At 63.4% G+C, this 14164-nt stretch carries 11 protein-coding genes; 5 read left to right on the top strand and 6 right to left on the bottom strand.

Annotated features, from left to right (window positions below; translation table 11 throughout):
• Positions 1-1103, top strand: a 1103-nt coding sequence (locus VF515_03150) for a hypothetical protein (protein HEX7406628.1), incomplete at its 5' end; no start/stop codon positions are given.
• 276 nt (positions 1104-1379) lie between these two features.
• Here VF515_03150 and VF515_03145 read toward each other — a convergent pair.
• The 3 genes from VF515_03145 to VF515_03135 all read right to left on the bottom strand — a co-directional run bounded on the left by VF515_03145 (position 1380) and on the right by VF515_03135 (position 4924).
• On the bottom strand, positions 1380-2501 hold the full coding sequence (locus VF515_03145; GenBank protein ID HEX7406627.1) for an acyl-CoA dehydrogenase family protein: 1122 nt from the start codon (positions 2499-2501) through the stop codon (positions 1380-1382).
• Positions 2502-2520: 19 nt separating this feature from the next.
• A complete protein-coding gene (locus VF515_03140; protein HEX7406626.1) occupies positions 2521-3702 on the bottom strand; it encodes an acyl-CoA dehydrogenase family protein in 1182 nt (393 codons plus the stop codon).
• Between the two features lie 184 nt (positions 3703-3886).
• Complete coding sequence (locus VF515_03135; protein ID HEX7406625.1) at positions 3887-4924, bottom strand: CoA ester lyase; 1038 nt, start codon at positions 4922-4924, stop codon at positions 3887-3889.
• Positions 4925-5138: 214 nt separating this feature from the next.
• On the opposite strand from VF515_03135, the gene VF515_03130 reads away from it, so the two are divergent.
• Together VF515_03130 and VF515_03125 are read left to right on the top strand one after the other, a co-directional pair.
• Positions 5139-6800: an acyl-CoA dehydrogenase family protein gene (locus VF515_03130; GenBank protein HEX7406624.1), complete on the top strand. Its 1662-nt coding sequence runs from the start codon at positions 5139-5141 to the stop codon at positions 6798-6800.
• Positions 6801-6872: 72 nt separating this feature from the next.
• Positions 6873-7445, top strand: coding sequence for a Slp family lipoprotein (locus tag VF515_03125; protein ID HEX7406623.1), 573 nt, complete (start codon positions 6873-6875; stop codon positions 7443-7445).
• Between the two features lie 27 nt (positions 7446-7472).
• Here VF515_03125 and VF515_03120 read toward each other — a convergent pair whose 3' ends face one another.
• Together VF515_03120 and VF515_03115 are read right to left on the bottom strand one after the other, a co-directional pair.
• Entirely contained in the window at positions 7473-8525 is a 1053-nt protein-coding gene (locus VF515_03120) for an acyl-CoA dehydrogenase family protein (protein ID HEX7406622.1), read from the bottom strand.
• Entirely contained in the window at positions 8522-9700 is a 1179-nt protein-coding gene (locus tag VF515_03115) for an acyl-CoA dehydrogenase family protein (protein ID HEX7406621.1), read from the bottom strand. The genes VF515_03120 and VF515_03115 overlap by 4 nt, the downstream gene beginning before the upstream one ends.
• Positions 9701-9950: 250 nt before the next feature.
• Between VF515_03115 and VF515_03110 the strand changes: the two genes are divergently transcribed.
• Together VF515_03110 and VF515_03105 are read left to right on the top strand one after the other, a co-directional pair.
• Positions 9951-11306: an SAM-dependent methyltransferase gene (locus tag VF515_03110; protein HEX7406620.1), complete on the top strand. Its 1356-nt coding sequence runs from the start codon at positions 9951-9953 to the stop codon at positions 11304-11306.
• Positions 11307-11401: 95 nt separating this feature from the next.
• Positions 11402-12241: a tetratricopeptide repeat protein gene (locus VF515_03105; GenBank protein HEX7406619.1), complete on the top strand. Its 840-nt coding sequence runs from the start codon at positions 11402-11404 to the stop codon at positions 12239-12241.
• A gap of 27 nt (positions 12242-12268) precedes the next feature.
• Here VF515_03105 and VF515_03100 read toward each other — a convergent pair.
• Positions 12269-14164 (bottom strand): tetratricopeptide repeat protein (locus tag VF515_03100; protein ID HEX7406618.1); only part of this gene is annotated, 1896 nt, incomplete at its 5' end.

Below are 14164 nucleotides of genomic sequence, written 5' to 3'. Positions count from 1 at the left end.
CTCATGCAGGCGCTGAAACGGTTGTGAGAAAGGGAGCCAGCATGAAGTATCGAGTCATTCAGTGGGCAACCGGCAACGTTGGAAAGCACGCGGTGCGCGGTATCGTCGAACATCCGGAAACGGAGTTGGTCGGTGCCTATGTCTACAGTGCCGCCAAGGCGGGCCGCGATGTCGGCGAGATCTGTGGCATCGGAAAGCTGGGGGTCACCGCCACTGACGACATCGCCAAGATCCTTGCCCTCGAGGCCGATTGCGTCGTGTATGCGCCGCTGCTGCCGGATCTCGACGATGTATGCCGTTTGCTGGAGTCCGGCAAGAACGTCGTGACCCCCGTGGGATGGATCTATCCACCGAGTGCGGGAAGCGAGACCCTCGCCCGGATCAAGGCGTCCTGCCGCGCCGGCCGAGTCTCACTGCACGGCACGGGTATCAACCCTGGCGGTGCCAGTGACCGCTTTGCCTTGATGGTGACGGCGCTGTCGCGGCGCATCAAGCGGGTGCAGATCGACGAGTTCTCCGACATCCGCGACTACGACGCCGTCAATGTCATCACCGACATCATGCTCATGGGGAAGCCGCCGAAAGACGTCGAAGGCAGCCCCATGGTCGACTTTCTGGGAGCGGGTTTCCGTCAGGCGATCGACATGGTAGCCGCCGGGATGAAGGTCCAACTCGATGGCTACGACGCCAAGCATGAGGTTGCACTGGCGACGGCACCGATTACAGGGCGCTTCGGCACGATGGCCCCGGGGACGGTGGCCGGGCAGCGCTTCACCTGGTCGGGATTGGTGCAGGGCAAAGTGGTGATCAGCACGCGGGTGACCTGGGTCATGGGGCACGACCATATTGACCCGGAATGGCCATTCCCCTTCGATGGCTGGCTGATCGCGATCGACGGCGACCCGCCGGTGCGTTGCCGGTTGAGCACGAAGTGGCCCGAGGCGTCGTCCGATCCTGTGGAGCAGGCGTATCGCCAGGATCACGGCATCATCGCCACTGCCATGCACCTGGTCAATGCGATCCCCTACGTGTGCGAGGCCACACCGGGGATTCAGACTTACCTCGAACTGCCGATGATCGCCGGCCGGCTAACCGGTGTGTAGCGGCACACCATCGCTGCAACCCGGACCGGCCAGCGTAGCTTACGCCGGCTCAGAGTCTGTGAGGAAATGCGTGGTCGGCAACTACGGCGATTTCGCCTTGCGTTGCGCCAAAGAGGCGTAATGCTGGTGGTATAGGCTTCCAGCCTGTACGAACCCGGCGGCCGTTCCGCCGCACGTTCACTGGTACAGGCTGGAAGCCTATACCACCATTGGCGACCTTCGGCCGCTCACACAGATTGTGCTGACGAAATCTCATGTGCCTTCGTACCAACCTCCTCACAGACTCTCAGCCGCGATGATCGCGCCCAGGTGCACGAGGTGCGGCGTCGCCGCACCAAGCGTGTTCTCGATCTGCTTCAGCCACAGGAAGTAGCGGTGAATGGGATAGTCCACGTCGATGCTGATGCCGCCGTGGAGGTGCAGCGCGGCGTGCCCGATGCGGCTTCCGCCTTCCGACGCCCAGTACTTGGCGGTGTCGATCTCCTTGGGCGAGGGCGTCTCATCGGCGAGACGGCTGGCCGCCTGCCACATGGTGAGGTTGACCGCCTCGTTGTCGATGTACGAGTCGGCCATGCGCTGTCCGACCGCCTGAAACATGGCGATGGGCTTGTCGAATTGCTTCCGGTTCGAAGTGTACTCGGCCGTGATCCGTAGCGCTTCCTGGCAGGCCCCGGACGCGATGGCGCAGAGGCCGACCGTTGTCCGGTCGACAATCCAATTCAAGTGCTGCGCACCCTGGCCGATGGGCCCGAGCAGGGCTTCTGGTCCAACGGCTACGTTCGACAGCTCCATGCGGGACTGTGATTCCCAGTTCATGGTGTCCTGGCGTGCGAGTGTCACCCCCGGCGCTTTGGGATCGATGAGGAAGAGCCCGATCTGACCGTCGGGCGTGCGCGCTGGGACGAGCACGGCGGCAGCGGCATGCGCCACGGGAACGGCGACCTTCACGCCGGTGAGACGCCAATGTTTCCCATCCGGTTTGGCCGTGGTGATTGGTGCACGGCTGTCCGTGCCGAGCTCACTGAGTGCGGCGGTGAGCAGGGTCGTGCCAGCGACGACGCCTGGCAGGTAGCGCTGCTGCTGTTCGGCCGAGCCGAAGCGCGCTAACGGCATCGCCGCGGAGACGAGAGCCGGCAACAGCGGCAGCGGAGCCAGCCTGCGCCCTTGCTGCTCGAGCAAGAGACAGATGTCGATAAAGCTGCCGCCGCTCCCGCCAACGCTGTCCGGCAACGTCGCGCCCAGAAGGCCCGCCTTGGCGAACTCAGCCCACAACTCACGGTCGTAGCGGTCGTGGCTCAACTCGATGGCCTTCAAACGCTCGAGGGCGCAGCGATCGGTGAGGATCTGTGCTGCCAGCTCGGCTGTGGCGCGCTGTTCGTCGGTGAAGGAAAACTCCATGTGCGGTCTCCTCGTATCTTTAGAATCTCGGCTGCACCGGCATGCCGAGGCCGAACAGGGCGATCAGGTCGCGCTGCAACTCGTTGGTGCCACCGCCAAAGGTGAGAATGTGAATGCCGCGCAGCATGAAGCCGATGCGGCCGTTGAGCGCCGCCTCGGGTGAACCGGACCGGAAGTTTGCCGCTGGTCCGAGGATCTCCATCATGAGGCGGCAGGCCTCGAGGTAAAACTCGGTCCCGAAGACTTTGATGCTCGACGCATGCGCCGGGTTCAGCGGTTGGTTCTGCTCGGCGCCCCAAGCGACCTTGAAGTTCATCAGCCGCAGAAAGTCGAGACGGGCGTGAATGCGCGCGATACTGAGCTGCACCCACGGCTGATCAATCACCCGCCGGCCATCGGCGAGCTTGGTGTCCTTGGCCCAGCGAACCACCTCGTTGAAGCGGCCTTCGATCATTCCCGAGCTGCAGAGCGTCACGCGCTCGTGGTTGAGTTGGTTGGTAATGAGCTTCCAGCCGCCATTCAGCTTGCCGACGAGATTGCTTACCGGGACGCGAACGTCGTCGTAGAAGGTCTGGTTGGTGTTCATGCTGCCCATGTTCTTGATGGGTACACAGCGGAAACCAGGCGTGTCGGTGGGCACGATGATAATCGAGATGCCCTTATGTTTGGGTGCCTCGGGATCGGTGCGGACCGCCAGCCAGATGTAGTCGGCGTCGGTGGCCAGGCTTGTGAACACCTTCTGGCCGTTGATGACAAAGAAGTCGCCGTCGCGCACCGCCCGCGTCTTGAGCGCGGCGAGATCGGTGCCGGCGTCGGGCTCGGTGTAGCCGATGGCGAAATGGATCTCACCCTGCAGAATCTTCGGCAGGAAGAACTTCTTCTGCTCCTCGGATCCGTACTGCATGATCGTTGGTGCCACGGAGTTGACCGTGAGCATCGGGACCGGCGCACCGGCCCGCATGGATTCGTCGAAAAAGATGAACTGCTCGATCGGCGTCATGCCGCGGCCGCCGTACTCCTTCGGCCAGCCGATGCCGAGCCAGCCGTCCGCGCCCATTCGAAGGACGGCCTTGCGGACCGTCGGTCCGACTCCTTCGCTGCGGCTGATTTCCTCGACGAGCTCTGGCGTGAGCAGCTTCTTGTAGTACTGCCGTAACTCCTGCCGGAGCGCCTCGTGCGCGGGACTGTATGCGAGCTTCATAAGGGCCTCCCAATAGTCAAGTGCGACGCCCCAATTAAGCGGATGCACGGCACCTTGTCGAGCCGGTGTCGCCGATGCGGGTGCCAGCGACACGAGTCGGCCACGGTGGCGGCGCTCTCGTGCGCGCTGATGCGCTCGAGCGCATCAGCACAGACAAGGCGCAATGAAGCAGGGATTCAGGTGCCTACGCCGTGCGGCGCATCAGTTCGAGGATATCGTAGCCAGTGACGCCCCGACTCTTCCCTGCCTGTTCGGCGAGGTAGGCGGCATCGATGTCACCCGACTGCACCGCCTTCGCCAGGTCCATCAGGGCGATCTTGATGGTCGCCTCGTCGATCATTTCGCCGGTTTCCGGATCCGCCATCGAGCCACCGCCCTTCTGGTGATAGAGTTCGATAACCCGCTTGGCTTGTGCGATCTGTGCCGTCGTGGGCGAGAAGCATTCGTTGGCGATCTTGGCTTGCTGCGGATGGATGACCCACGTGCCGTCCATTCCCAGGGCAGCAGCCCCCATGTTTTTCTCGCGCAGACCGGCTTCGATCTTCTTCACCTGTTCGGGGGAGTCCTCCTTGCGGACCAGGCGCAGGTAGACGTTGTCCACGGCGTGCAGCCCGGCTGCCTTTGCCGCCACCACCATCGATTGTTTGGCGTAGTGGAAGTTCTGGTTCTGGTTCTCGACGATTTCCCGGATGCCGAGGTTGGCGGCGAAGTCGGCAATACCGAAGACCAGTCCGCACATGCGGTCCGAGGCCGTTGCGATGTCGTAGGCCTTGACCAGCGCGTGCGGCGTCTCGATCAAGGATTCGATTTGGATGCGATACGTCCAGCCGCCGCGCCGTTCGAGTTCGTCGAGAAGCCGCGATGCGTAGATGATGTCCTCGGGGCCGCGAGTCTTCGGCAGCATGATGCCATGAAAACGATTCGGGGCGCCCAGCACCACGGCTTCCATGTCCTGAAGAAAGAACTGGGAGTGAATGTTGTTGGGCCGTACGGTGACGACCTTGCGGCCGAAGTCGAGGGTGTTCAGCGCCTCGACCATGATCTTGCGGCTCTTTTCTCCCTTGAACTCGTAGGGACAGGCATCTTCGAAGTCCGCCATCACGTGATCAACGGGGGCCTTCACCGCATCGGCCGCGTTCTGGTGCAGCTTCATGCTGTGACCGGGATAGGTCAGTTCGGTGCGTGGAATGATAAAGCGGCGGCCGCCATCGAGTACGAACATAGGGCTCCCCTTTCTCGCGATGCTTACAGTGTTTGAGTAAACAGGATCGCGTTACCCCATCAATAGGGTAAAATCAAATAAGATCGACTGCGCTCCGCAGCAAACGCTCTAATGACGCCAAGACTGGCCTCACGCCTGGCGCGATGGTAGAGAATCCAGCATCCCAGCACACAGCGCGTAGTCTTCAGCGAGAACCGGAAGGAGTAGTTCGGATATGGCAGACAGTGTAACGCCAGTCGACTTGGCTGCCGTTCGGCAGCTCGTGACCAGGCTCGATGCTCTTGTGGCCGAGGCGCTGCAAGTTGCCCGCCGGCGGACGGATGGCGGGAAGGGCATCGACGAGGCTCAGGTGCAGTGCGAGCGGCTGGCATATGCGGCAACGGAAGTGGCGGCGGCGAAGGACCTGCTTGCCTACGCGCAATCTGCGGCCGCGCACGGACACCGCGATGCCGTGGTGGAGGAGATGGCGGCCGTGTTCGCCGCCGAGGTGGCGCATCGCCTGCGGAGCCAGGTGGACGCGCACGCCGGCGAGTTTGGGCTGAGCGACGAACTGCTCAACAAGACGATAGGCACCGATTCGGCCAAGGCCATGATGCGCAGCGGACTCAGCGATGCGCGGGTGCAGGCAATTGGCCGCCACGTCATCCAACGACACGGGGTCAATCACGCCTGGATGGCGGAGGACATGGCGGTGATGAGCCGTGACTCGGTGCGGCAGTTTGCCGAAACTGAGGTGATCCCGATCGCCGAACGCTTGCACCGACACGACGAACTCATTCCGGAGGAGCTGATCAGGAAAATGGCCGAGCTGGGCTACTTCGGCATGTCGGTTCCTGAGGAGTTCGGTGGCGGTGGGATGGGCAATCTGGTCATGATCATTACCACCGAAGAACTGTCACGCGGTTCGCTGGCCGGCGCCGGTAGCCTGATCACGCGTCCGGAGATTCTCACCAAAGCACTGCTCAAGGGCGGGACGCCGGCGCAGAAGAACACCTGGTTGCCGCGGATCGCCAGCGGCGAAGTGATGGTGGGCATCTCCGTCACCGAACCGGACGTGGGTTCAGACGTGGCGTCGGTGAAGTGCCGCGCCGATGCCGCCGAGGTTGGCGGCAGGAAGGGGTACCTCATCAACGGCGCCAAAGCCTGGTGCACCTTTGCCGGCCGCGCCAACGCGCTGGCGCTGCTGGCGCGCACCGACCCGGATTTCAAGAAGGGCGCGCGCGGCCTGTCGCTGCTCATCGTCGAGAAGGATCCGTTTCCGGGACACAGCTTCGAGATGCGTCCGGCGACGGGCGGGCTACTGGTCGGGAAGGCGGATGCAACTCCCGGTTACCGCGGCATGCATTCGTACACCTTGAGCTTCGACAATTACTTTGTGCCCGCCGAGAACCTGGTCGGCGAAGCTGGTGGAGTAGGGAAGGGCTTCTACCTGCAGATGGGCGGCTTCGCGGCGGGACGCCTGCAGACCGGAGGCCGAGCCACAGGCTTGGCACAGGCAGCACTCGAACGCACGGCGGAGTATGCCGGCGACCGCAGGCAATTTGGTGAGCCCATCGGCAACTTTCAGCTCACCCAGTACAAGCTCGGGCGCATGGCGACTCACCTGATGGCGGCACGCCAGCTGACCTACGCAGCGGCACGGGCCATGGACGCGGATGAATCCATTGCGCTGGAACCAGCTATGGCCAAATTGTTCGCTTCAGACGTGGCGGTGTGGATCACGCAAGAAGGTCAGCTGCTCCACGGTGGGTGGGGGTACGCTGATGAGTTCCCGATCTCACGTTACGTCGTCGATGCTCTGGTATTGCCGATCTTCGAAGGCGTAAAGCCGATCCTGGAGTTGAAGGTGATCGCCCGAAATCTGCTGGCTGCATAGAAGACGTGTCGGTCGTCGTAATATAGTTGCCGGCGTTACCATGCTACATTAAGCGCTGGGTCGGAGGGCGATATGCAAAGGCGACTCTTGGCTTCGGCCACTCCATCTATCCTGCTTTTGGGGATCCCTCTGCTGTTTGCTGCGTGCGTCCGACCGCCGGCACCACTGGGCGGAACCTACGCCGAGATCGCGATGCGTGATGCCCAGCAAGGAGGTCTGACGGGTCAGCGGGTGCGTTGGGGCGGCACCATCGTGATCGTCAACCCCGGGAAGGAAGACACCTGCTTCGAGATACTTGCGCGCCCATTGAACAGTGAGGCCCGGCCACGGCGTACGGACGAGTCGGAAGGGCGCTTCATGGCCTGTGCCCCCGGGTTCTATGATCCAGCGGTATACGTGAAAGGACGGGAACTGACCGTGACGGGTACCCTTCAGGAACCCGAAACGCAGAAAATAGGGGAACACGAATACCGTTATCCAAAGGTCGCGGCGGAAAAGGTCTATTTGTGGCCGGAGCGTCAGCTGTACCCGGCGCAATACTATCCGTTCTGGGCTGACATTTGGTATCCGGGCTGGGGACCGTGGCCGTACGGACCGTGGTATTACCAGTCGCCGTTCTGGGGGCCGTGGCCGTACGGCCCGTGACCAGGCCAGCAACAAGAGCCGGCCGCGTCAGAATCCTGCGGCGGCAAGGGCCTTTTGAAGCTGTAGCTCTGTCGCCCCGTAGTGTTGCTCGAGTGTCTTTGCCCGCTTGAAGTAGAAGTGCAGGTCGAGCTCCCAGGTGAAGCCGATGCCGCCGTGCATCTGGATGGATTCCCCGCAGACGAGGCGCGAAGCGTCGGCGGCGTAGACCTTGGCAGCGGCACACGCCAACGCCGTGTCGGCATCCCCCGTATCGAAGCACCACGCCGCTCGGTAGGCAGCGGAACGGGTTGATTCCGTCTTCAGCAGCATGTCAGCCATCCGGTGCTGCAGTGCCTGGAAGGAGCCTATGGGGCGCTTGAAGGCCTCACGTGTGCGGACGTAGTCGAGAGTCATTTCGAGCGACCGACTCATGATCCCGAGCAGCATGGCACTGGCGCCGATGGCTGCTAGCTGGTCGAGACGATCAAGCAGGGCCGGCGAACCAATGCGCGTCGCCGCGTGGTCAAAGGCCACCTTGCCGAAGCGCTGCGCGATATCGAGCGTGGGCATCGGTGTGACGGAGAAAGGCCCTTGAGACAGGAAGATGCCGTCCGTCGTGGTCACCAGCAGGGCGTCGGCTTGTGCCGCAAAGGGCACGAAGTACTTCGTGCCGCGGATCCGGCCGCCCTTGAATACGATGTCGGCACGATGGCTGCCGCTGAAGGCGGCATCCTCACGCGCGATCGTCACCAACTTCGTTCCCGAGCAGAGGTCGGCAAGCAGTGCGTTCTGGCCTCCGGCTGCGGACAGTACCGTCGCGGCGAGAATCGCATCAAGGTATGGGCCAGGCATGCAGGCGCGGCCGATTTCTTCGAGCACAATCGCCAGTTCGATGGCTCCGAGCCCCTGACCACCGGCATCTGCCGGCAAGACGAGACCGAGATAACCGAGTTCGGCGAGCCGCTTCCACGAAGCCAGGTCGTATCCCCACGGGTCGTGCTCCATGATGCGCCGACTCTTTTCGAGCGGCGACTCGCTGGAGAGGAAGTCACGGGCGGATTGGCGAAGCAGAGCTTGGTCTTCCGACAGTTCAAACTTCATCGTGGATCCTGCGGCAGGTTGAGAACCCGCTTGGCAATGATGTTGCGTTGGATTTCGGAGGAGCCTGAGTAAATCGTTTCAGCCCGCGACCAGAGGAAATCACGGGTCCAATCGACATCGGTGAGCGCCTCGGTACTGGCGCGCGTGAGCTGGCCGCCCGGCCCGAGGATGTCGAGCGCCGTTTCACGGAAGCGCCTGTCGAACTCGCTCCAGAAGATCTTTTCGATCGATGACTCGGGTCCGGGGACGCGACCGTCAGCGAGGTTTGCCAGCATGCGAAGACCATTGGCCCGCATGACCTCATTCTCCACCAGTAGCCGGCCGAGCTTTTCACGCACAGCCGCGTCGGTGCGGCCAAGTTCCTTACAGGTTGCCGCCAGGCGTTCCAGGTCGAATCCGTAGTTGTAGGCGAGGGCCAGTGAGCCCGCCCCGCGCTCGTAAGCCAGGACCGTCATGGCGATGCGCCAGCCCTCGCCGATCTGGCCGATGAGGTTCTCGCGTGGCACGCGTGCGTCTTCGAAAAAGACCTCACCGAACTCGCTCTCGCCGGTGATCTGGCGCAACGGCCGTACCGTGACGCCCGCAGTGTCGAGCTTGCAAAGAATGAAGGAGATGCCGCCGTGCCGATCCTTGGGGTCCGTGCGGGCGAGGACGAAGATCCAGTCGGCCCAGGGACCGAACGTGGTCCAGATTTTCTGTCCATTGAGTACGAAGTCGTCGCCGTCGAGTATCGCGCTGGTGCGCAGCGCCGCCAGGTCGCTGCCGGCGCCCGGCTCGCTGAATCCCTGGCACCAGATTTCATCGGCGGCAAGCATCGGCGGGATAAAGCGGCGGCGCTGAGCCTCGGTGCCATGATGAATGAGAGCCGGTCCGAGCAGACCGATGCCGAGGAAATTCAAGATCTGCGGCGCATCGGCGCGCGCCAGCTCGGCCTCGAGGATGGCCTTTTCGACCTGAGTCGCACCGCGCCCACCCCACTCCTTGGGCCAGTCGATGCCGAGGTAGCCACCCTGGTGCAGCTTACGCTGCCAATTTCGGCGCAGCTCCATGAGGCTGTCTTCCGTGGCGTTCGGATCGCGCCACTCTTCACGCCAGGGCCGGCGCAAGTTCGCTTGCAGCCAGGCGCGCGCTTCGTCGCGAAACTTGAGATGTTCTGCAGAAAGGCGAAGGTCCATGGAGAAGCGTCTAGCCCGCTCACCGCCGGAGTGCAAATGATTGTTGCAGGCGGTCCGGGATGACTTGTGTCGGCACATGTGAGTTGAACTCGTTTCCGTATTCGACTACGTACGCGCCACGGATCTGACGCGGAGGCCCCATGGTGAAGAAGATCTTGCTCGCGGTCCTGGCGCTAGCGCTGGTCGCGATCGCATATGCCGCGATTGGCCTCAGCTGGGCCAACGTGGCAGCCGCAGAGAGGTACTGGCGATGAAGGGTAGCCGCACGTCGGTCGAGGCGACGCCATTGGAGGCCGCACGCATCGCCCGCGTCTTTCCTTCATTTCGCGACTTCGTTGACACCGCGCTCTTCGATCCGATCTGCGGCTACTACAGCACCGGCCAAGTGCGTTTCGGGTACGGCGGACACTACGACACCTTTCCGCTGGCGCTGGCGCCCTTCTTCGGGCGTATGCTGGCGGCATACGGCTTTCGCTTCTGGCGCCGGGCCGGTGAGCCACCGCGCTTCGAGATTTGCGAGCTGGGGGCCGGCAACGGCCAGCTCTGTCTCGATGTCTTGCTCACGGTGACGGAATACGCGCGCACCAAGCCGGCCTGGAGCAGGTTTGCGAAAGCCTTCCGCTATCGGATCATCGAGCGCAGCCCCGCTTTGATTCTGCGCCAGCAGCGGCAGCTCGGTCCGCTGGCGCGGCGCGTGCGCTGGACGAACGCTGACCTGGCGGAGAAGGCGCCGCGACGCCTGCCGCTGGGCTCGTGCGGCATAGTGTTCGCCAACGAAGTCCTGGACTGTTTGTCGCACCATAAGATCGTATCGCGCCACGACAGAAGCCCTGGCGTGGTATTCGTGGTCCCGGTGGTGCGTTCCGCGGCAAGCAGGGACGGCCTGCCTGTCGTTGCCGGCGTGCGCCCTGAGCAGCAAGCGGTGGCGCGGCAGCAGTTGCCGGCTGTCCTCGCCGATGCCCGTCTGCGGGACCGCCTCAGGTTCGAGGAGGTGGTGCTGCCGCTGGACGCGGTTCCCGGGCTGGATGATTTCGTGCGCCGGCACTATCCGGAGTTCTTCCAGGCGCAGCGGAAGTTCCGGCCGTACTTCGCCTGTCCCGCCATGGAGAGCCTGGTCAGTGCGGTGGCGGGCCTGTACGACGCATGCGACATCCTGTGGATCGATTACGGTGACACGCGCGAGTTGCATCTGGGAACGCCGGCGAGCCGACGCTTCTATGCGGGTCCGCCACGCTCGGGAGCCAGTGTGTACGAGGCACCTGGTGCCGACGACATCACGTTCATGGTCGACTTCTCGGTGGCGGCGGAGGCGGCTCGGCGGGCTGGCTTGCGGGTGAAGTTCTTTGGTCCGCAAGGAGAGCTGGCGCGTCGCAGCGGCGTAGTGCTGGATGCCCAGGCCGTCGATCTGATGGTTCAATACCGCACGCTCGGGTGGATGCTGGCGCTCGCCGGCGTTGGGCCAGAGAGCGAGTGGCGGCACACGGGACTGACCTGGAGCAAGCAAGGCGGCACCACGGTTACCGTCCGTGCTGACACCAGGCGCGCAGTGGCCGAGTTTCTCGGGAAGCGCCGGAGCCCTTTCAAACTGATGATTATGAGCGCGTAGCTTCCGGCTGCTGTAGCGCGGTGCGCGACGCGTCAGGGCAAGACGGAGCCTCTTGCATTCCGCGCCCGCTCCGCGTTATGGCGGAGCGCAACGATATGAGCGTAAAGAAGAGCAGCACGGCGCGCCAGCGCTTTGCGGCGGCGGTGGCGCAGTCCAACGAGCCTATCGACCTCGCCGAGGTGGCGCTGTTGATTGCCCAGGAGGAGTATCCGGACATCGAGGTGAGCCGTTACTTGCGGTGCCTGGATGAGCTGGCTGCCGCCGCCCGCGCGCTGGTGTGCGCGGGTGCGCCGGCCGCCGAGCAGGTGGCGCAGCTCAATCAGTTTCTGTTCGTCGAGCAGGGCTTCGCTGGCAACAGCGAGAACTACTATGATCCGCGCAATACCTACCTCAACGAGGTGCTCGATCGGCGCACCGGCATTCCGATTTCGTTGGGCGTGGTCTACAGCGAGGTGGCGCAGCGGCTCGACCTGCCGGTGTACGGCGTGAGTTTTCCCGGGCACTTCCTGGTCAAGTGCGTCGGCGATCCGGATATCATCATCGATCCGTACTTCGGCACGGTGATTAGCGAGGAAGAATGCTGGCAGCGCCTGCGGGGGATTTATGGGTCGAAGACGCGTTTCGACCGCCGGCTCCTGTGCCCGGCTAGCGCCCGTGAGATTCTGGTGCGCATGCTCAGCAACCTGAAGCAGATGTACGTCGACAGCGCCGATTTTACCCGTGCGCTGACCTGCGTCGATCGGATATTGTTGCTGGTTCCCGACCTGCCGCGTGAGCTGCGCGACCGCGGCATTCTCTACCAGCGCCTGGAGTGCTATGCCGCGGCGCTCCGCGACTTCGAACGCTATCTGAAGCTGGCGCCTGACGACGAAGCGGCGCCGCTGATCCGCGAAACCTTACCCGACCTGCAACGCCAGGCGGCATCATTGCAGTGAGCCGAAGCGCTCCGGGCAGCGGAGCCGTCAGTTCGCCGTCGGCACAGTGCGATCCGCAAGGGCTGCCGGCACCCCTTCGAGCCAAGTGCGGTCTCCAATAGCCGCGGCAAGCGCTTCAAACGCCTTCCACGCCACCCGCGCTTCATTTTCGTTGCCGGTCGCCAAGAGCGCCATGGCCAGCTGGTAGTGCGCACCGTAGTGTTGCGGCATCAGGCGAAGTACCGTGCGGTAGCACTCGACCGCCCGCACCGGATTGCCCAGACGATGGTGATATACGAGCCCCGCGCGCATCGCCCCTTCGGCAGCAGTTGGGTCGCTGGCCCGGGCCTGATCGTATGCCGCCGCCGCATCTTGCCAGGCCATGCGGCGCTCGAACAAACGGCCCTGTGCCATCCAGGCTTCCGTGTGCTTTGAGTCGATGGCGGTGGTCTCGCGATATCCCTGCAGCGCCTCATCCAGTCGCCCGAGCCGCTCGAGCGCTGCGGCACGATAGAAATGTGTCAGTGCCAGCCCTGGATTGCAGCGCACCGCCTCGTCCGCCCACGCCAGCGAAGCGTCGAGCTGGGAACCACGTGCTTCGAGGGCGCTCAAATTCATCTGCACGTAGGCGTAGCACGGGCTCAGGCGCCGGGCTTCGAGCAAAAAACGGCGTGCCTCCGGTTCGAACCCCCGGTTCATTGCTGCCCGTCCGGCATTCATCCAGGCACGCGCGTTGTTCGGGGCCTTCTCCGTGGCATCCCGCCACAGGCTGTAGTCATTCTGCCAGGTGTGGTTGCGCACCACCGTCGCTGCGCCGAGGCCGGTCGAGAGCAGCGTGAGCAGCAGCGCATAGGCCGACATCGCCGGGGCGCGGTGGCGGCGTGTCGACCACTGCGCGAGCTGCCACAGGCCAAGGCTGGCAACGGTTCCGAGAGCCAGCATCGCAAGGTAGGGCCGGTGTTCGTTCACCGGCTCGGCAAGCGGAAAGAAGGTCGATTCGACGGCCAGTGTGACCAAGTACCAAATCGCGGCGAAGGTGACCGCCGGCCAACGCCGGCGTGTACGCCACGCCAGCAGCAGAAGCGCGAGGAGAACCAGCAAACTCCCCCAGGCTTGGGGCTGGAGAAGCGAGCGGGCAATGGGGTAGTCGAGCCGATCGACGACCAGGGCGTTCGGCAAGAGAAACAGCCTCAGGTAATACAGGTACGCTGACCATTCCGTCATGAAATAAATCGGTGGTGTCAGCCAGGGATCGTGCGTGGCGCCAAACGCCCATGGCGGTAGGAGCAAGACACGGTAGAGAACCCCCGCCACGCTGAGCGACGCTAGCAGTGCAAGAAATCGCCACGGGATTGGCTGGCGCAGGGGAGCCGCGGTTTGGCGCGCCACCCACCAATACCCCAAGAGCACCACCGGCAGGGTGATGGCGATCTCCTTGGTCAGCAGCGCCAGGACGAAGAGCAGCACGGCTGGCAGCCGGCGTTCACGCACGGCCAGATCAAAGGCGGCCAGATAGAAGACCGTAGTCAGCAGCGCCGAGCGCGCCGACAGGTAATCCACGGGCTCGGTGTTCAGGGGGTGCAGCGCGACGATGAGGGCTGCTCCGATCGCAATCGGCAGTCCCTCGTCGCCAAACCAGAAATGATCGCGAACAATACGAAAGAGGAAGACCATCGCCAGCCAGTGCAGAACGAGGTTGACGACGTGATAGCTCCAGGGCGCCGCTCCCGAGATCGCGTAGTTGACCGCGAAGCTCGCCATGAGAATCGGGCGCAAGGCGACGTTCTCGCGCAGCACGGTGGTGCTGTGTGCGTCAACGAAAAAGCGCGGAATGTTACCGAGACTTCGAATGAACGGGTTCTGCTCCAGCACATGCCAGTCGTCGAATTGGAAACCGATGGTCAGACTGTTGGCATACGCGGCCGCAATCACGCCGGCGAGCAC

Source organism: Candidatus Binatia bacterium (genome assembly GCA_036382395.1).
Taxonomy (GTDB): domain Bacteria; phylum Desulfobacterota; class Binatia; order HRBIN30; family HRBIN30; genus JAGDMS01.
The sequence above is the reverse complement of the archived record's forward strand: the minus strand, read 5'-3'. Positions and strand labels throughout refer to the sequence as shown.

Bases quoted from the DNA above. Each gene is read 5' to 3' on its own strand.
- VF515_03145 (HEX7406627.1), bottom strand. From the start codon at position 2,501: ATGGAGTTTTCCTTCACCGACGAACAGCGCGCCACAGCCGAGCTGGCA.
- VF515_03115 (HEX7406621.1), bottom strand. From the start codon at position 9,700: ATGGACCTTCGCCTTTCTGCAGAACATCTCAAGTTTCGCGACGAAGCG.
- VF515_03125 (HEX7406623.1), top strand. From the start codon at position 6,873: ATGCAAAGGCGACTCTTGGCTTCGGCCACTCCATCTATCCTGCTTTTG.
- VF515_03130 (HEX7406624.1), top strand. From the start codon at position 5,139: ATGGCAGACAGTGTAACGCCAGTCGACTTGGCTGCCGTTCGGCAGCTC.
- VF515_03110 (HEX7406620.1), top strand. From the start codon at position 9,951: ATGAAGGGTAGCCGCACGTCGGTCGAGGCGACGCCATTGGAGGCCGCA.
- VF515_03140 (HEX7406626.1), bottom strand. From the start codon at position 3,702: ATGAAGCTCGCATACAGTCCCGCGCACGAGGCGCTCCGGCAGGAGTTA.
- VF515_03105 (HEX7406619.1), top strand. From the start codon at position 11,402: ATGAGCGTAAAGAAGAGCAGCACGGCGCGCCAGCGCTTTGCGGCGGCG.
- VF515_03135 (HEX7406625.1), bottom strand. From the start codon at position 4,924: ATGTTCGTACTCGATGGCGGCCGCCGCTTTATCATTCCACGCACCGAA.
- VF515_03120 (HEX7406622.1), bottom strand. From the start codon at position 8,525: ATGAAGTTTGAACTGTCGGAAGACCAAGCTCTGCTTCGCCAATCCGCC.